The organism is Nocardioides flavescens (assembly GCF_009823805.1).
GTDB classification, from domain to species: Bacteria; Actinomycetota; Actinomycetes; order Propionibacteriales; family Nocardioidaceae; genus Nocardioides; species Nocardioides flavescens.
Map to the genome: position 1 here is coordinate 1 of NZ_WUEK01000015.1, position 13,804 is coordinate 13,804.

Below are 13,804 nucleotides of genomic sequence, written 5' to 3' on the forward strand. Positions count from 1 at the left end.
CAGAGACCTCTACCGACACCTGCAACACCCAGCCCTTGACCAGACATAGGAGCGTCAGGACTTCGTCCTTCCTCAACCACCGGACGGTCGGCTCTCGACCCCACCGTGCGGGGTCTCGACGACGCCCGCCGGGGCTCGCTGCTCGACCACCGGGTCGTCGTACCCCGAGTGTGGTTTCGAGACAGGACTTCGTCCTTCCTCAACCACCGGTCGGTCGGCTCCCGGCCCCACTGTGCGGGGTCTCGACGACGCTCGCCGGGGCTCGCTGCTCGACCACCGGGTCGTCGTACCCCGAGTGTGGTTCCAGACAGGACTCCGTCCTTCCTCAACCACCGGTCTGTCGGCTCCCGGCCCCACTGTCAGGGGTGCCAGGGCTCGCTGCTCGACCACCGGGTCGGCGTACCCCCGAGAGTGGTTTCGAGACAGGACTTCGTCCTTCCTCAACCACCGGAGGGGTCGGCCACCGGGTCGACGTACCCGAGTGTGGTCTCGAGACATGACTTCGTCCTTCCTCAACCACCGGACGGTCGGGTCCCAGCCCACCTCCGAGGGGTCTCGACGACGCTCGCCAGGGGCTGGCTGCTCGACCAGCGGACTCCGTCCGGGCTGGTCTGGACCTGGCACGGAGAGGGCGGTGTGGAGAACCGCGCTGCGTCAAGGGGGCTGCGCGGAAGACCTTGACGTCTCTTACACCCCCGGGGGTAATACCTGCGCATACCTCTACACCACCGCGACCCGCCGCCGATGGGGATGGCGTCGACGGAGACGGCTTCGAGGGGGGCACATGAACAGGCGCTGGCGTCAATCAGTGACGGTCGAGGAGATCGCGGCACGGCTCAGCGAGTCGCAGCGCGAGGTCCGGGCGGTCGTGGAGGTGCTCGCCGCGCTCGGTCGTGTCGAGTCCGTCGACGAGGCGGCGCGGGTCGCGCTCGACGCGGTGCGCGAGGCGTTCGGGATGGCCTACGGGTCGTTCTGGACCATCGACCCCGAGGCCGGGGTGCTGCGGTTCGCGGTCGAGTCGGGGTCGGCCGGAGAGGAGTTCCGCCGGGTCACCGAGGAGGCGTCGTTCGCGGAGGGCGTCGGCCTGTCGGGTCGGGCCTGGCGCCAGCGCGAGCTGGTGTTCGTGCGTGACCTGTCCGAGCTGACCGACTGCGTGCGAGCGCCCGCCGCGGGACGCGCGGGCGTGCGCAGCGGGGTGTGCTTCCCGATCCTGCGCGGTGGCCAGGTCGTGGGCACCATGGACTTCTTCGTCACCGAGACGATCGAGCCCACCGAGGAGCGGCTCGGCGCGCTGAGGGCCGTCGGGTCGATGGTGAGCCAGACGCTGGACCGGCTCGTCGACGCCGAGGAGCAGCGCGCGACGGTGCGCGACCTCGCCGCGGTGACGGTCGTGCTGCAGCAGCTCACCCAGGCGCAAGACCGCGAGCAGGCCGTCGGTGCCGCGCTCGACACGATCCGCCGGGAGTTCGGCTGGGCCTACGGCTCCTACTGGGCGCTCGACGAGGAGGCCGGCGTGCTCCGCTTCGCGCAGGAGTCGGGTACGGCGGGCCCGGAGTTCCGCGAGGTGACCCTGCAGGCGTCGTTCGCGGAGGGCGTGGGCCTCTCGGGACGGGCGTGGCGCTCGCGCGACCTCTACTTCGTGCGCGACCTCGCCGAGATGACCGACTGCGTCCGCGCACCCGCCGCGCGCCGGGCCGGGGTGAGGTCGGGCGTGTGCCTGCCGATCTTCGTCGCGGGCCGGGTGGTCGGCACGATGGACTTCTTCGCCCTCGAGACGCTGACGCTGAGCGACGGGCGCCGCGACGCGCTGCGCAACACCGCGGCGCTGGTGTCGTCGGCGTTCGACCGGTTCGACGCGACCGAGCTGGTCAACCGCGCCGGGTCGAGCATGATGAGCTCGATCACCGACGTGGGCGCCAACGTCGAGCAGGCGACCGCGGTGGCGGCGGACGCGCTGCGGATGACCCAGGAGGCCGACGCGGCCGCAGGCCGGCTCGCCGACTCGAGCACCGCGATCGGCACCATCGTCCGCACGATCGCGGCGGTCGCGACGCAGACCAACCTGCTCGCGCTCAACGCCACCATCGAGGCGGCGCGGGCCGGCACCGCCGGGCGCGGCTTCGCGGTCGTCGCCGGGGAGGTCAAGGAGCTCGCGGCCGAGACCTCGCGCGCCACCGACGACATCGCCCGTCGGATCTCGACCATCCAGGGCGAGGTGGAGGCCGTCGTCGCGGCGCTGGCCTCCATCAGCGAGACCGTCGAGCAGGTCACCCGCACCCAGGACCTCATCGGCGGCGCGCTCGACGAGCAGGGCGAGATGACCCGCAGCATCATGCGCTCGCGGGCGGACGTGGCCTACCAGGCCGTGTAGAAGAGGTGCTGGACGACCACCGCGGTCAGCACCTGGAGCCCGAGTCCGACCCGCTGCCAGCGCGGGGGCAGGAAGACGTAGGCCAGCGTCACCCAGGGCACGAACGGCACCCAGATCCGCTCCACCTCGGCCTTGCTCATGCCCGACGCGTCGGCGGCCACGACCACGAGCACGCCGGCGGCGGCCAGCAGCAGCACGACGCGCGAGGTGCTGCGCCGGGCGGCGTCGCGCGCCGTCGCGGCCGCACTCAGCACGCCGGAGAAGAGCAGCGGCCCCGCGATGATCGTGAACAGCGCGATGTTGCCCCACGCCCAGTACGCCAGCGGGCGGTCCTTGGCGATGCCGGCCCAGTAGCGGTCGTGCAGGACCGGGTAGGCCTCCCACCAGGAGAAGCCGAACGCCGCGAAGCCGAGCACCACGGCCAGCGCCGCGACCGCGGCCACCGGCAGGGGGCGCCAGGCGCGACCGGCGACGAGCACCGCCACGGCGACGAGCCCCATCAGCGGCATGCCGTAGGACATCATCACGCCGGTGCCGAGCAGCAGGCCGGCGGGCACGGCCCACCACAGCCGTCCGCTGCGGGTCGACAGCGCCAGGCAGGCCAGCCCCCACGCCATGACCGCACCGAACAGCGCGTCGGCCGAGACGGCCATGAAGACCGCGGCCGGTGTCAGCACCAGGAACGGCGCCGCGCGGCGGGCGGCGTCCTCCGCGCCGAGGGCGCGCAGCGTCACCAGGACCGCGACCACGGTGGTCGCGGCCAGCACCGTCACCACCATCCCCGCGGCGAAGTCGCCGCCGAGACCGACGCGCACCAGGCCCACGAAGAACAGCAGGGCCGCCGGCGGGTGGCCCGCGACGTGGGTGGGCCAGTTGTCGGGGGAGTCGATGGGGACGCGGCTGACGTAGGTCTCGAGCAGCTGGTGCACGCTGCCGACGTCGCGGGCGGTGCGGAGGTACTCGTAGGGGTTGCCCAGCACCCGGGAGATCCCGCTCGTGCCGTCGACGAAGGCCAGCGAGAGCAACCAGCCCAGCGAGCCGGCGTACGCCGCCGCGAGGAGCCGGGGCCAGCTCAGCCGCTGGGCGAGGTCGGCGCCGTAGCGCCAGCCCAGCACCGCGATGAGCACGGCGGGGACGGTCCCGGGGCCGAACAGCTTGGGCCGCCACAGACCGTGGAGGGGCGGCACCTCGTCGGGCGAGGCGTTGCGCGGTGCGCGGCTGGCGACCTCCCACCCGATCAGGTGCGGGAGGCTGAAGGCCAGACTGAGCAGCACCACGGCGACGGCGAGGCCGAGCCAGGGGAGCGCGCGGGGTACTGCGCGTGGGTCGGTCGCCGCACCGGCGTCCACAGTTCGCACATCTGGCACATCTGGAGACTAGGAGAGCACCCGTGAGCACAGCCGGAGAGGTGACCGGAGGAGCAGCCGGGGGCGTGGTCTGCGACCTCGTCCTGCCGTGCCGCGACGAGGCGCCGGCGCTGGAGGGGCTGCTGCCCGAGGTGCCCGAGGGGTTCCGGGTGATCGTCGCCGACAACGGCTCCCGCGACGCCACGGCCGACGTGGCCCGCCGCCTCGGGGCGACGGTCGTGCTCGAGGACCGTCCCGGGTACGGCGCCGCCGTGCACGCGGGGTTGCTGATGGCCAAGGCCGAGCTGGTGGCGTTCATGGACGGCGACGGCTCCTTCGACCCCGTCGAGCTGCTGCCGCTGGTCGACGACGTGCGCTCGGGCCGCGCCGACATCGCGGTCGGCCGGCGTCGGCCCACGAAGCGGGGCACCTGGCCCTGGCACGCCCGCGCGGGCAACGCGCTGATCGTGGCCTGGCTGCGCCGCCGGATCGGGCTGCCCGCCCACGACATCGCGCCGATGCGGGTCTGCCGGCGCGCGGACCTGCTGGCCCTCGACGTGCAGGACCGCCGCTTCGGCTACCCGGTCGAGATGCTGCAGAAGGCGACCCAGGCGGGCTGGCGCTTCACCGAGCACGACGTGTCCTACCGCCCGCGGGCCGAAGGCACGAAGTCCAAGGTCTCGGGGTCGGTGCGCGGCACGCTGCGCACGGCCCGCGACTTCGCCAAGGTGCTGTCGTGAGCGCGCCGACCGGGGTGGCCGCGCTGGTCGTCGCCAAGGCGCCGGAGCCCGGCAAGGTCAAGACCCGGCTCGGTCGCGACATCGGCATGGAGTCCGCCGCCCGGATCGCGGCGGCGGCGCTGCTGGACACCCTCGTCGCCTGCCGTGCGGCCGTCGATCTCGGGCCGATCACGCGGTGCCACATCTCGCTCGACGGCGACCTCGACGCGGCCGTCTGCGCCGAGGAGCTGCGCGAGGCGCTCGACGGGTGGACGGTGCACCCGCAGGTCGGCGACGACTTCGCCGACCGGCTGGCCGACGCCCACGCCCGCCTGAGCGGGCCGGTCGTCCAGGTCGGCATGGACACCCCGCACGCCACCCCCGCACAGCTCGCGGACGCCGCCGCGGGGCTGGCCGACCACGATGCGGTGCTCGGTCCCGCCGAGGACGGTGGCTGGTGGGTGCTGGCGCTGCGGGATCCGGCGTACGCCGCCGCGCTGGTCGGTGTGCCGATGTCGACCGACACCACCGGCGCCGACACCCGAGCAGCGCTCGAGGCGCGCGGCATCAGCGTGGGCACCACCGCCACCCTGCGCGACATCGACACCGTGCCCGACGCGGACGCGGCCGCCGAGGCCGCGCCCGGCAGTCGGTTCGCCCGGGTGTGGGAGGAGCTCAGGCCCCGGTGATCGCCGGTCTCAGGCGGCCGAGACGGCCGACACCGGCGACTTGCGGGCCATCACGAGCGACTGGGCGACGCCGAGCATGTCGCGGACCTCGGTGAAGCCGGCCTGGCGCAGCAGGTCGCCGGCGAGCTCGACCGACATCGGTCCGCCGCCGCGCACGAGCGCCTCGTGCTCGACCGCGGCGCGCTCGAGCTCGGTGCAGTCACTGGCCCCGGTGGCGACCGGCATGACGAGCCAGCAGCCGGGCTTCAACGCCGTGTGGACCCGGTCCAGGCCCTGCTCGAGGTCGGTGCGGCACAGGAAGATCTGCGGCATCCAGGCGAGGTCGTAGGCGCACTCCTCGTGCAGCTCGGTCACCGACTGCTGGCGCAGCTCGATCCGCTCGCCGACCCGGGACCCGGCGAGGCGCTCCTTGGCGATGGCGAGCGCGTCGACGGACACGTCGAGCCCCACGGCCTCGATGCCGGGGAACTCCTCGCACAGCACCTGCGCGATCGCGCCGGTGCCCACGCCCACGTCGAGGAACCGTGCCGTGCCGTCGTCGAGGCGGTCGCGGGTGACCGGCAGCATCGGCAGGACGGCGTCGGCGAGGATCGAGGCGACCGATCGGCTGGCGATGCCCATGGCCACGATCTCGTCGGGATCGGCCGGGATGAGGTCGTCGCAGTCGGTCGCGTGCATCAGCGCCCTGCGCAGCTCCGCGACGATGCCGCACGCGAGGGTCTGGGGGTCGTCGTACCACGGGTGCAGGTCGACCGGCTCGAGCCGGCCACCGTCGCGTTCGCGCAGGACGCCGGCGGCGACGAGCAGTCGCGCGTCAGCGCGGTCGAGCTCGGTCTCCAACGGCTGGCCGGCGAGCACACGGGCCCACCCGCCGTGTCCCGCGAGGCGCGCGAGCGCCCCGACGACCTGCACCTGCCTGAGTGAGTCGATCACGTCTCGGGCACCCTCCTCGACGAACAGCACCGGCCTGGGTCCAGACCGATGGGTGACAGGTGCCCAATTCTCCGCTGCCGGTCACCTCACCCCGGGGAATGAGTTGTCCGGCCGGACACCGTGTCGCCAGCCGATGGTCGCAGAGCGGTGGGCGTGTCGTCGGCGCCGGGCACTTGACCGGGTGCGAAGACTGTCCAGGTGAGCACCGCCACCGCCCGCACCGCCGGGTTCAGCACCCGGCTGCGCAGCACCGCCGTCGCCGCCCGGGTCGGGCTCGTGCTCGGCGTCTGCTTCGCGATCTGCTTCGTGACGGGCCTGGTGAGCCACTACGCGCAGGACGTCGCCCAGCCGCTGGGCTTCCCGACCAGCCCGGCGTGGGGCTACCGCGTGACCCAGGGTCTGCACGTGATCACCGGCACGGCGTGCGTGCCGCTGCTGCTCGTCAAGCTCTGGACGGTCTACCCGCAGCTGTTCCGCCGCCCGCCCCGGGGCCTGCGGCGCCTCGCGGTCGAGGTCGCGGAGCGGCTGTCGATCGCCGTGCTCGTCGCCTCGGCGATCTTCCAGCTGGCCTCGGGCCTGGCCAACGTCACCGGGTGGTACCCCTGGGCCTTCTCGTTCCGCCCGACCCACTACGCCCTGGCCTGGGTGGCGATCGGCAGCCTCGTCGTGCACGTCGCGGTGAAGCTGCCGCTCATCCGCAGCGCGCTGGGCGCCGACGTCGACGAGGGGCTCGAGCAGGAGGGCCCGCCCGGGGCCCTGTCGCGGCGCGGGCTGCTCGGGGCGACCTGGGCCGCCGCGGCGGTCGCCGTCGTCGCCACGGCCGGCAACACCGTCCCGTGGCTGCGGAAGGTGTCGGTGCTCGCCACGCACACCGGCGACGGGCCGCAGGGGCTGCCGATCACCCGGTCCGCCAAGGCGGCCGGCATCGAACCCGAGGCCGTCGGGGCGGCGTACGTCCTGGAGGTCGTGCGCGGCGAGCGGACGGTCACCCTGAGCCGCGAGGACCTGCTCGCGATGGAGCAGCAGACGCGCACGCTGCCGATCGCCTGCGTCGAGGGCTGGTCGGGCACGGCCGACTGGACGGGGGTGCGGCTGCGGGACCTCATCGACCTGGTCGAGGCGCCGCTCGGCTCCGACGTCCAGGTCACCTCGCTGCAGCAGCGCGGGGCGTTCAGCCGCTCGGTCCTCCAGGGCGGCTTCGTCGACGACGAGCGCACCACGCTCGCCTTGGCCATCAACGGCGAGACGCTGAACCTCGACCACGGCTACCCGGCTCGCATCATCGCGCCCAACCGGCCCGGGGTGCTGCAGACGAAGTGGGTCACCCGGCTGGAGGTGCAGGCGTGAGGACCGGGCTCGCTCCGAGGATCGCCCTCGGCGCCGTCGGCGTCCTCGTCGCGGCGTACGGCGCGTGGCTGCTGCTCAGTCGCCAGGACGCCGAACAGCTGCGCAGCGCGGCCGTCTGGCTCGTCGCCGGCGTCGTGCTGCACGACGTGGTGCTCGCCCCGGTCGTCGTGGTGCTCGGCCTCCTCGTCTCCCGCGTCGTGCCTCCGGTGGCGCGGGCGCCGATCGCGGCCGGGGCGATCGTCCTCGGGAGCGTGACCCTGCTCGCCGTACCGGTGCTGGGGAGGTTCGGCGAGCGCTCCGACAACCCGTCGCTGCTCGACCGCGACTACACGGCCGGCTGGCTGGTGCTCGCCGCGGTCGTCCTGGTGGCGGTCGTCGTGGCGACCCTGGCGCGGGCGCGACGTCGCCGGCAACCACCCTCCTAGGCTCACCCGCAGGGGTGATGGAGGCAGGTGTGCGACCGTTCGTCACCGGTTACCTGGCGGGTGCCTCATGCTGGTGCGGTCAGCGGGGGTGGCCTGATCGCGATCCACCCTGGGAGAACGACGACGATGTCCTTGCCCGACCGCGAGACCACTGAGTTCGCCGTATTCGTCGATCTCACGGCGCCCAAGGCGCTCGAGCTGGCGACCCTCCTGCTCGGAGACGTCGTGGAGGCCGAGCACCTGGTGCGGCACTGCTACCGCCAGGCCTGGCTCGAGCGCGAGCTGCTCGCCGACCTGCCGCACGCGCGCATCAGCCCCCGCGCGTGGTTCCTCGCCAACGTGCGCGACGCCGCCCCGCAGTGGTCGCTCGCGTCCGTGCGCCCGCTCACCGGCTGAGGTCCTCGGCGCGGCGGTCCGGAGGCGCATCGACCCCCTGTCCGTGCTCGATCGCCCAGACCACCGCCTCGGAGCGCCGGGCGACCCGGATCTTGCGGTACGCGATCCGGATGTAGGTCTTGACGGAGTTGACGCTGAGGTGCTCCGCCTCGGCGATCATGTCGTTGGTCTCTCCTGCGGCAACCCGCCGCAGCACGCCGAGCTCGCGCCCGGTGAGCGGAGTCAGGCGCTCGGAGACCGCGGGCGGCCGTGGGTGCACCCGGCGTGAGACGTCGCGCAGGACCCCGGCCAGCTCGGCGGCCCGCACGTGCTCGGGGACCACCGCCCTCGCGCCGAGGACGAGAGCACCGCGGGCGAGCGCCTGGTGGCTCCTGCCCGTCAACCCGACCACCGGGACACCGTCGACCACCAGCCGGCGCAGCCAAGGACGCAGGTCCTCGTCCGTCAGCGAGGCGAGGTCCACGACGGCCAGGTCGACGTCGTCCGCCGGGCGGTCGGGGTCGACGTCGAGCACGGGGACGGCGTTGCCCCGCACGAGCATGCGGGCCACTCCGGTCGTGACCAGCGGGTGCGGCGAGACGACCCCGACTCGCAGTGGGCCCGGCATGGACCCAAGAAGGCCACGTCGCGGCAGGTCGGCGCTGCACCCCGGGACCTCGACCGCGCTGAGCGGACGGCCCGCCCGCGTTCGACGGCTGTTCACGGCTGCCGGCAGCCTCGGGTCCTCCGTTCGAGATCGCCCGAAAGGGTGAGCACCCGGGTGTGGCCTCCCCGACGCCCTAGCGTCGTTGCGCCCCGGACCCGTCTGCGAACCCGTAGGACGGACACCGGCTGACGAGGCCGGGCCGCCGGGGTCACCAGTCGTCCGAGTCGCGAGGGGAGCTGCCACCGATGCCCGTGCCGTCGACCTACCGGCCCACCCACGATCCCACCGAGGCCGAGCAGATCGTCGGCGACCTCTACCTCCCTCACCGGCTGCACCTGCCCCCCGGCGTGAACGACGTGCAGCTCGAGCTGTCCGCCGCGCACTTCGGGCAGGTCACCGCGGGGGTCCTCGGCTACGGCAGGGCCGTCGGGATGACGACTGAACCGCTCGTCGACTTCCACGTCGACCTCCCGCTGCGCGGCACGGTGGTGCTCGACGACGGCCGGGGCTCCCGGACCGTCGCCACCCCCGGTCACGCCGGCGTCTTCGACCCCGGGGCGCCCGCCTCGCTCGACTGGTCCGCGGACAGCAAGCAACTCTGCCTGATGATGCCCCGCAGCGTCGTGGAGCGAGAGCTCGAGTGGGTGCTCGGCCGGTCGTTGCCGACGCCCCTGTCGTTCCACTTCGACCTCGACCTGCGCACCGGCCCGGGTCGGGGGTGGTGGTCGGTGCTGCGTCTCGTCCTGGACGAGATCACGCGGCCCTCCGGCCTCGTGGAGCGTCCAGGAGTGGTGCGCCACGTCGAGGCCGTCGTGCTCGAGGGGCTCCTGCAGGCCCAGCCGCACAACCTGACGGGGCTGCTGCTCCGCGAGGAGGACCGACCCGGGTCGGCCGGCACGGTCGCCCGGGCCGTGCAGCTCCTGCGCGACCGTCCGGCCGAGGCCTGGACCACCGCCCGGCTGGCCACGGAGGTCCACCTCGGGGTCCGGGCGCTGCAAGAGGGGTTCAAGCGTGACCTGAACACCTCGCCGATGGGCTACCTGCGCATCGTGCGGATGCACGCCGCCCAAGTGGCGCTGCTGTCCTCCGACCCCGGCACGACCTCCGTGCGCGAGGTCGCCGCCCGGCACGGCTTCCTGCACGCGGGTCGCTTCGCGGCGGCGTACCAGCGGACCTACGGCGAGCTCCCGTCGGCAACGCTGCGCCGCTCGAGCTGAGACCTCACCCCTCTGGGGCGCATCCGCGGTGACGTCGGGGGCACCGCCCACGTCATGGAGACCAGGATCCGGCTCACAGTCGACGGGCGCCAGCGTGAGACGAGCGTCGACACGCGGACCACGCTGCTCGACCTGCTGCGCGAGCGCCTCGACGTCACCTCGCCCAAGAAGGGCTGCGACCACGGTCAGTGCGGCAGCTGCACGGTCCTGCTCGACGGGCGCCGCCACCTCACCTGCCTCGCGCTCGCCGTGGCGTACGACGGCTCGGAGGTCGTGACCGCCGCGGGCCTGACCGGCTCCGAGGGGGACGACGAGACCCTGCACCCGGTGCAGCAGGCCTTCCTCGACCACGACGGCTACCAGTGCGGCTACTGCACGCCGGGCCAGGTCTGCTCGGCGGTCGGCGTGCTGCGCGAGCTCGGGGAGGGCCACCCCAGCCACGTGACCGAGGACCTCACCGGCCCGGTGGCCGCCGACGACGACGAGCTGCGGGAGCGGATGAGCGGCAACCTCTGCCGCTGCGGTGCCTACCCCGGCATCCTCGCCGCGGTGCGCGAGGTCGCGGGTCAGCCGGCGGGTGGGATCGCATGAGGGAGCTGGACTACCACCGCGCCGACGACGCGGCCGGCGCGGTGGCGCTGGTGAGCGGCGACCCCGAGGCGAGCTTCCTCGGCGGCGGCACCAACCTCGTCGACCACCTCAAGCTCGGGGTGGCCCGGCCGCGGGTGCTCGTCGACATCAGCCGGTTGCCCCTGGACCAGGTGGAGGAGGTCGAGCTCCCCGGTGACAGCGGCGGCGGGCCCGGGCTGCGCGTCGGCGCCAACGTCCGCAACAGCGACCTCGCCGCCCACCCGGCCGTGCGCTCCGGCTGGCCGGTCGTGTCCCGGGCGCTGCTCGCCGGTGCGTCGGGGCAGCTGCGCCACCAGGCCACGACGGGTGGCAACCTGATGCAGCGAACCCGGTGCGTCTACTTCCAGGACGTCACCACGGCGTGCAACAAGCGCGAGCCCGGCTCGGGCTGCTCCGCCATCGGCGGCTACGCGCGCTACAACGCCGTGCTCGGGGCCAGCGAGCACTGCGTGACCGTGCACCCCTCCGACCTCGCCGTCGCCCTGGCCGCGGTCGACGCGGTCGTCGTGGTGCTCGGCCCCGACGGGGAGCGGCGCGTGCCGTTCGAGGAGCTGCACCGGCTCCCCGGCGACGCCCCCGAGCGCGACACCACCCTCGCCCACGGCGAGCTGATCACCGCGGTGGAGCTGCCCGCGAGCGCGGCCGCCGCCACCTCGACCTACCACAAGGCGCGCGACCGGGCGTCCTACGCTTTCGCCCTCGTCTCGGTCGCCGCGGCGCTCGAGCTCGACGAGGCCGGCCGGGTCGCCGACGTGCGCATCGCCTGGGGCGGCATCGCCCACAAGCCCTGGCGCGCCCGTGTCGCCGAGCAGGCCCTGCTCGGCGCCGAGCCCACCGAGGAGCGGGTCGCCGCGGCCTGCGCCGACGAGCTGGCGGACGCCCGCACGAGCGAGGGCAACGCCTTCAAGGTGCCGATGGTCACCGCCGCCACGCAGCACGTGCTGCAGAGCCTGCAGGGAGGACGGCGATGAGCGCCGTGGAGCAGCCCGTCACCCCTCTCGAGCGCGACGCGATCCGCTCGGTCGGCACCGCGCACCCGCGCGTCGACGGCCCCCTCAAGGTCGCCGGGCGCGCGGCGTACGCCGTGGAGCACCGGGAGGCGCCGTACGACGCGCGGCCGCTGCACGCCTGGCTCGTGCAGTCGACCGTCGCCCGCGGCCGGGTGCTCGCGGTCGACGCCGCCCGGGCGGTGGCGCACCCCGGCGTCGTCTCCGTGCTCGACCACACCAGCGCCCCGCGGCTCCAGGAGGGCGAGGATCGCGAGCTGGAGGTCCTCCAGGACGACCGCGTCGACTTCCGCGGCCAGATCGTGGCGGTGGTCCTGGCCGAGACCTCCGAGGCGGCCCGCGAGGCGGCCGGGCTGGTCGAGGTGGCCTACGACGAGCAGTCGCACCAGGCGGCGTTCGAGGAGACCGAGGACACCTACGAGCCCGAGACGGTCAACCCCGAGATGCCGGCGCGCACCGAGGAGGGCGACGTCGACGGCGCGCTCGCCGGGGCCGCGGTGGTCGTGGACGCGACCTACGAGACGCCGGTCGAGCACAACAACCCGCTCGAGCCGCACGCCGCGATCGCGCACTGGGACGGTGAGGTGCTGACCCTCGCCGACTCGACCCAGGGCGTGCACCCGGTCGCGCAGACGCTGGCCCCGCTGCTGGGCCTCGAGCAGGCGCAGCTGCACGTCGTCGCGCCGTACGTCGGCGGAGGCTTCGGCAGCAAGGGCGTGCCGCACGCCCCGGAGATGGCGGTCGTGCTCGCCGCGATGACGCAGCCCGGCCGCGCGGTCCGGCTGGCGGTGACGCGGCAGCAGATGTTCGCGCTGACCGGCCACCGCACGCCGACGCGCTCGCACTTCCGCCTCGGTGCCGACGCCGACGGCCGTCTCGTCGCGATCGAGCACGAGGTGCTCGAGCCCACGTCGCGGTGGAAGGAGTTCGGCGAGCAGACCGCCGCGCCCACCCGGATGATGTACGCCGCGCGCAACCGCCGCACCGGCCACCGCCTGGTGCCCCTGGACGTCGCCGTGCCGTCCTGGATGCGGGCGCCGGGGGAGATGCCGGGGATGTTCGCCCACGAGGTCGCGATGGACGAGCTGGCTGTCGCCTGCGGGCTCGACCCGATCGAGCTGCGCGTCCGCAACGAGCCCGACGTCGACCCCGAGACGGGCAAGCCGTTCAGCCGCCGCGGGCTCGTCGACTGCCTGCGCCGCGGGGCGGAGCGGTTCGGCTGGTCCGAGCGGCCGGCCGAGGCCCGCGCCACGCTCGAGGGGGACTGGTGGGTCGGCACCGGCGTCGCGGCCGCGACGTACCCCGCGATGCTGAACCCGGGCAACGAGGCCCGCATCAGCGCCGCGGACGGCGGTCACTACGACGTGGCGATCGGCGCCGTCGACATCGGCACCGGTGCGCGCACCGTGCTGCAGCAGATCGCCGCCGACGCGCTCGGCGTCGACGCCTCCTGCATCCGTCTGCGCATCGCCGACACCGACCTGCCGCCGGCCACGGTGGCGGGCGGCTCCTCGGGCACGGCGTCGTGGGGCGCGGCGATCGTCGCCACCGCCCAGCGCTTCCGCGCCGACCACGGCGACGCCCCCGACCCGGGCGTGTGGACCCAGGCGGAGGCGACCGACGCGCAGAGCGAGGACCACGCGCTGCACTCCTTCGGTGCGTCCTTCGCCGAGGTGCGGGTGCACCGGTGGACCGGCGAGGTGCGGGTGCCGCGCCTGCTCGGGGTCTACTCCGTGGGTCGGGTCATCAACCCCGTCACCGCCCGCTCCCAGCTGATCGGCGGGCTGGTCATGGGGATGTCGGTCGGGCTGTTCGAGGAGTCCTACCGCGACCCGCGCACCGGACACGTCGTCACCCAGGACCTGGCGACCTACCACGTGGCCTCGCACGCCGATGTGCGCGACCTCCAAGTCGAGTGGCTCGACGAGGAGGACCCGCTGGCCTCGCCGGTCGGCGGGCGCGGCATCGGCGAGATCGGCGTCGTCGGCACCGCGGCCTCGATCGCCAACGCGGCGTTCCACGCCACCGGGACGCGCGTGCGGTCGATCCCGGTGACGGCCGACCGCTTCCTCTAGGGG

13 protein-coding genes are annotated in these 13,804 nt (G+C 74.1%); 10 read left to right on the top strand and 3 right to left on the bottom strand.

Annotation, left to right across the window (positions count from 1 at the left end; translation table 11 throughout):
* The first annotated feature begins 784 nt into the window (after window positions 1–784).
* Window positions 785–2,371 carry a GAF domain-containing protein gene (locus GRQ65_RS19615; RefSeq protein ID WP_160879702.1) on the top strand — a complete coding sequence of 529 codons (1,587 nt, stop codon included), beginning with the start codon at window positions 785–787 and terminating at the stop codon, window positions 2,369–2,371.
* Here GRQ65_RS19615 and GRQ65_RS19620 read toward each other — a convergent pair.
* Window positions 2,356–3,738 (bottom strand): glycosyltransferase family protein, encoded by a 1,383-nt coding sequence (locus tag GRQ65_RS19620; RefSeq protein WP_337191901.1) that lies wholly within the window; start codon window positions 3,736–3,738, stop codon window positions 2,356–2,358. The genes GRQ65_RS19615 and GRQ65_RS19620 overlap by 16 nt on opposite strands.
* Before the next feature lie 23 nt (window positions 3,739–3,761).
* Here GRQ65_RS19620 and GRQ65_RS19625 point away from each other — a divergent pair, with 23 nt between their 5' ends.
* Together GRQ65_RS19625 and GRQ65_RS19630 are read left to right on the top strand one after the other, a co-directional pair.
* Window positions 3,762–4,457, top strand: coding sequence for a glycosyltransferase family 2 protein (locus tag GRQ65_RS19625; RefSeq protein ID WP_337191902.1), 696 nt, complete (start codon window positions 3,762–3,764; stop codon window positions 4,455–4,457).
* Window positions 4,454–5,125 (top strand): DUF2064 domain-containing protein, encoded by a 672-nt coding sequence (locus GRQ65_RS19630; RefSeq protein WP_202388418.1) that lies wholly within the window; start codon window positions 4,454–4,456, stop codon window positions 5,123–5,125. Before GRQ65_RS19625 ends, GRQ65_RS19630 begins: the two co-directional genes overlap by 4 nt.
* A 9-nt stretch (window positions 5,126–5,134) precedes the next feature.
* Here the strand turns inward: GRQ65_RS19630 and GRQ65_RS24195 are convergent, their stop codons facing one another.
* The gene (locus GRQ65_RS24195) at window positions 5,135–6,058 is read right to left on the bottom strand and encodes a methyltransferase (RefSeq protein WP_160879703.1); all 924 of its coding nucleotides are present in this window, start codon (window positions 6,056–6,058) and stop codon (window positions 5,135–5,137) included.
* A gap of 198 nt (window positions 6,059–6,256) precedes the next feature.
* On the opposite strand from GRQ65_RS24195, the gene GRQ65_RS19640 reads away from it, so the two are divergent.
* The 3 genes from GRQ65_RS19640 (at window position 6,257) to GRQ65_RS19650 (ending at window position 8,226) form a co-directional block, all read left to right on the top strand.
* Entirely contained in the window at window positions 6,257–7,405 is a 1,149-nt protein-coding gene (locus GRQ65_RS19640; RefSeq protein ID WP_337191903.1) for a molybdopterin-dependent oxidoreductase, read from the top strand.
* Complete coding sequence (locus GRQ65_RS19645) at window positions 7,402–7,830, top strand: hypothetical protein (protein ID WP_160879704.1); 429 nt, start codon at window positions 7,402–7,404, stop codon at window positions 7,828–7,830. The genes GRQ65_RS19640 and GRQ65_RS19645 overlap by 4 nt, the downstream gene beginning before the upstream one ends.
* 126 nt (window positions 7,831–7,956) lie before the next feature.
* Window positions 7,957–8,226, top strand: coding sequence for a hypothetical protein (locus GRQ65_RS19650; protein ID WP_160879705.1), 270 nt, complete (start codon window positions 7,957–7,959; stop codon window positions 8,224–8,226).
* Here the strand turns inward: GRQ65_RS19650 and GRQ65_RS19655 are convergent.
* Window positions 8,216–8,833 (bottom strand): helix-turn-helix transcriptional regulator, encoded by a 618-nt coding sequence (locus tag GRQ65_RS19655; RefSeq protein ID WP_160879706.1) that lies wholly within the window; start codon window positions 8,831–8,833, stop codon window positions 8,216–8,218. The two genes, GRQ65_RS19650 and GRQ65_RS19655, sit on opposite strands and share 11 nt — an antisense overlap.
* Window positions 8,834–9,117: 284 nt before the next feature.
* Between GRQ65_RS19655 and GRQ65_RS19660 the strand changes: the two genes are divergently transcribed.
* The 4 genes from GRQ65_RS19660 to GRQ65_RS19675 are packed head-to-tail and all read left to right on the top strand — an operon-like array spanning window position 9,118 to window position 13,801.
* On the top strand, window positions 9,118–10,089 hold the full coding sequence (locus tag GRQ65_RS19660; protein WP_160879707.1) for an AraC family transcriptional regulator: 972 nt from the start codon (window positions 9,118–9,120) through the stop codon (window positions 10,087–10,089).
* Window positions 10,090–10,143: 54 nt separating this feature from the next.
* Window positions 10,144–10,680 (top strand): 2Fe-2S iron-sulfur cluster-binding protein, encoded by a 537-nt coding sequence (locus tag GRQ65_RS19665; protein ID WP_160879708.1) that lies wholly within the window; start codon window positions 10,144–10,146, stop codon window positions 10,678–10,680.
* Complete coding sequence (locus GRQ65_RS19670; protein WP_160879709.1) at window positions 10,677–11,690, top strand: FAD binding domain-containing protein; 1,014 nt, start codon at window positions 10,677–10,679, stop codon at window positions 11,688–11,690. Before GRQ65_RS19665 ends, GRQ65_RS19670 begins: the two co-directional genes overlap by 4 nt.
* The gene (locus GRQ65_RS19675) at window positions 11,687–13,801 is read left to right on the top strand and encodes a xanthine dehydrogenase family protein molybdopterin-binding subunit (protein ID WP_160879710.1); all 2,115 of its coding nucleotides are present in this window, start codon (window positions 11,687–11,689) and stop codon (window positions 13,799–13,801) included. Before GRQ65_RS19670 ends, GRQ65_RS19675 begins: the two co-directional genes overlap by 4 nt.
* The last annotated feature ends 3 nt before the right edge of the window (window positions 13,802–13,804 follow it).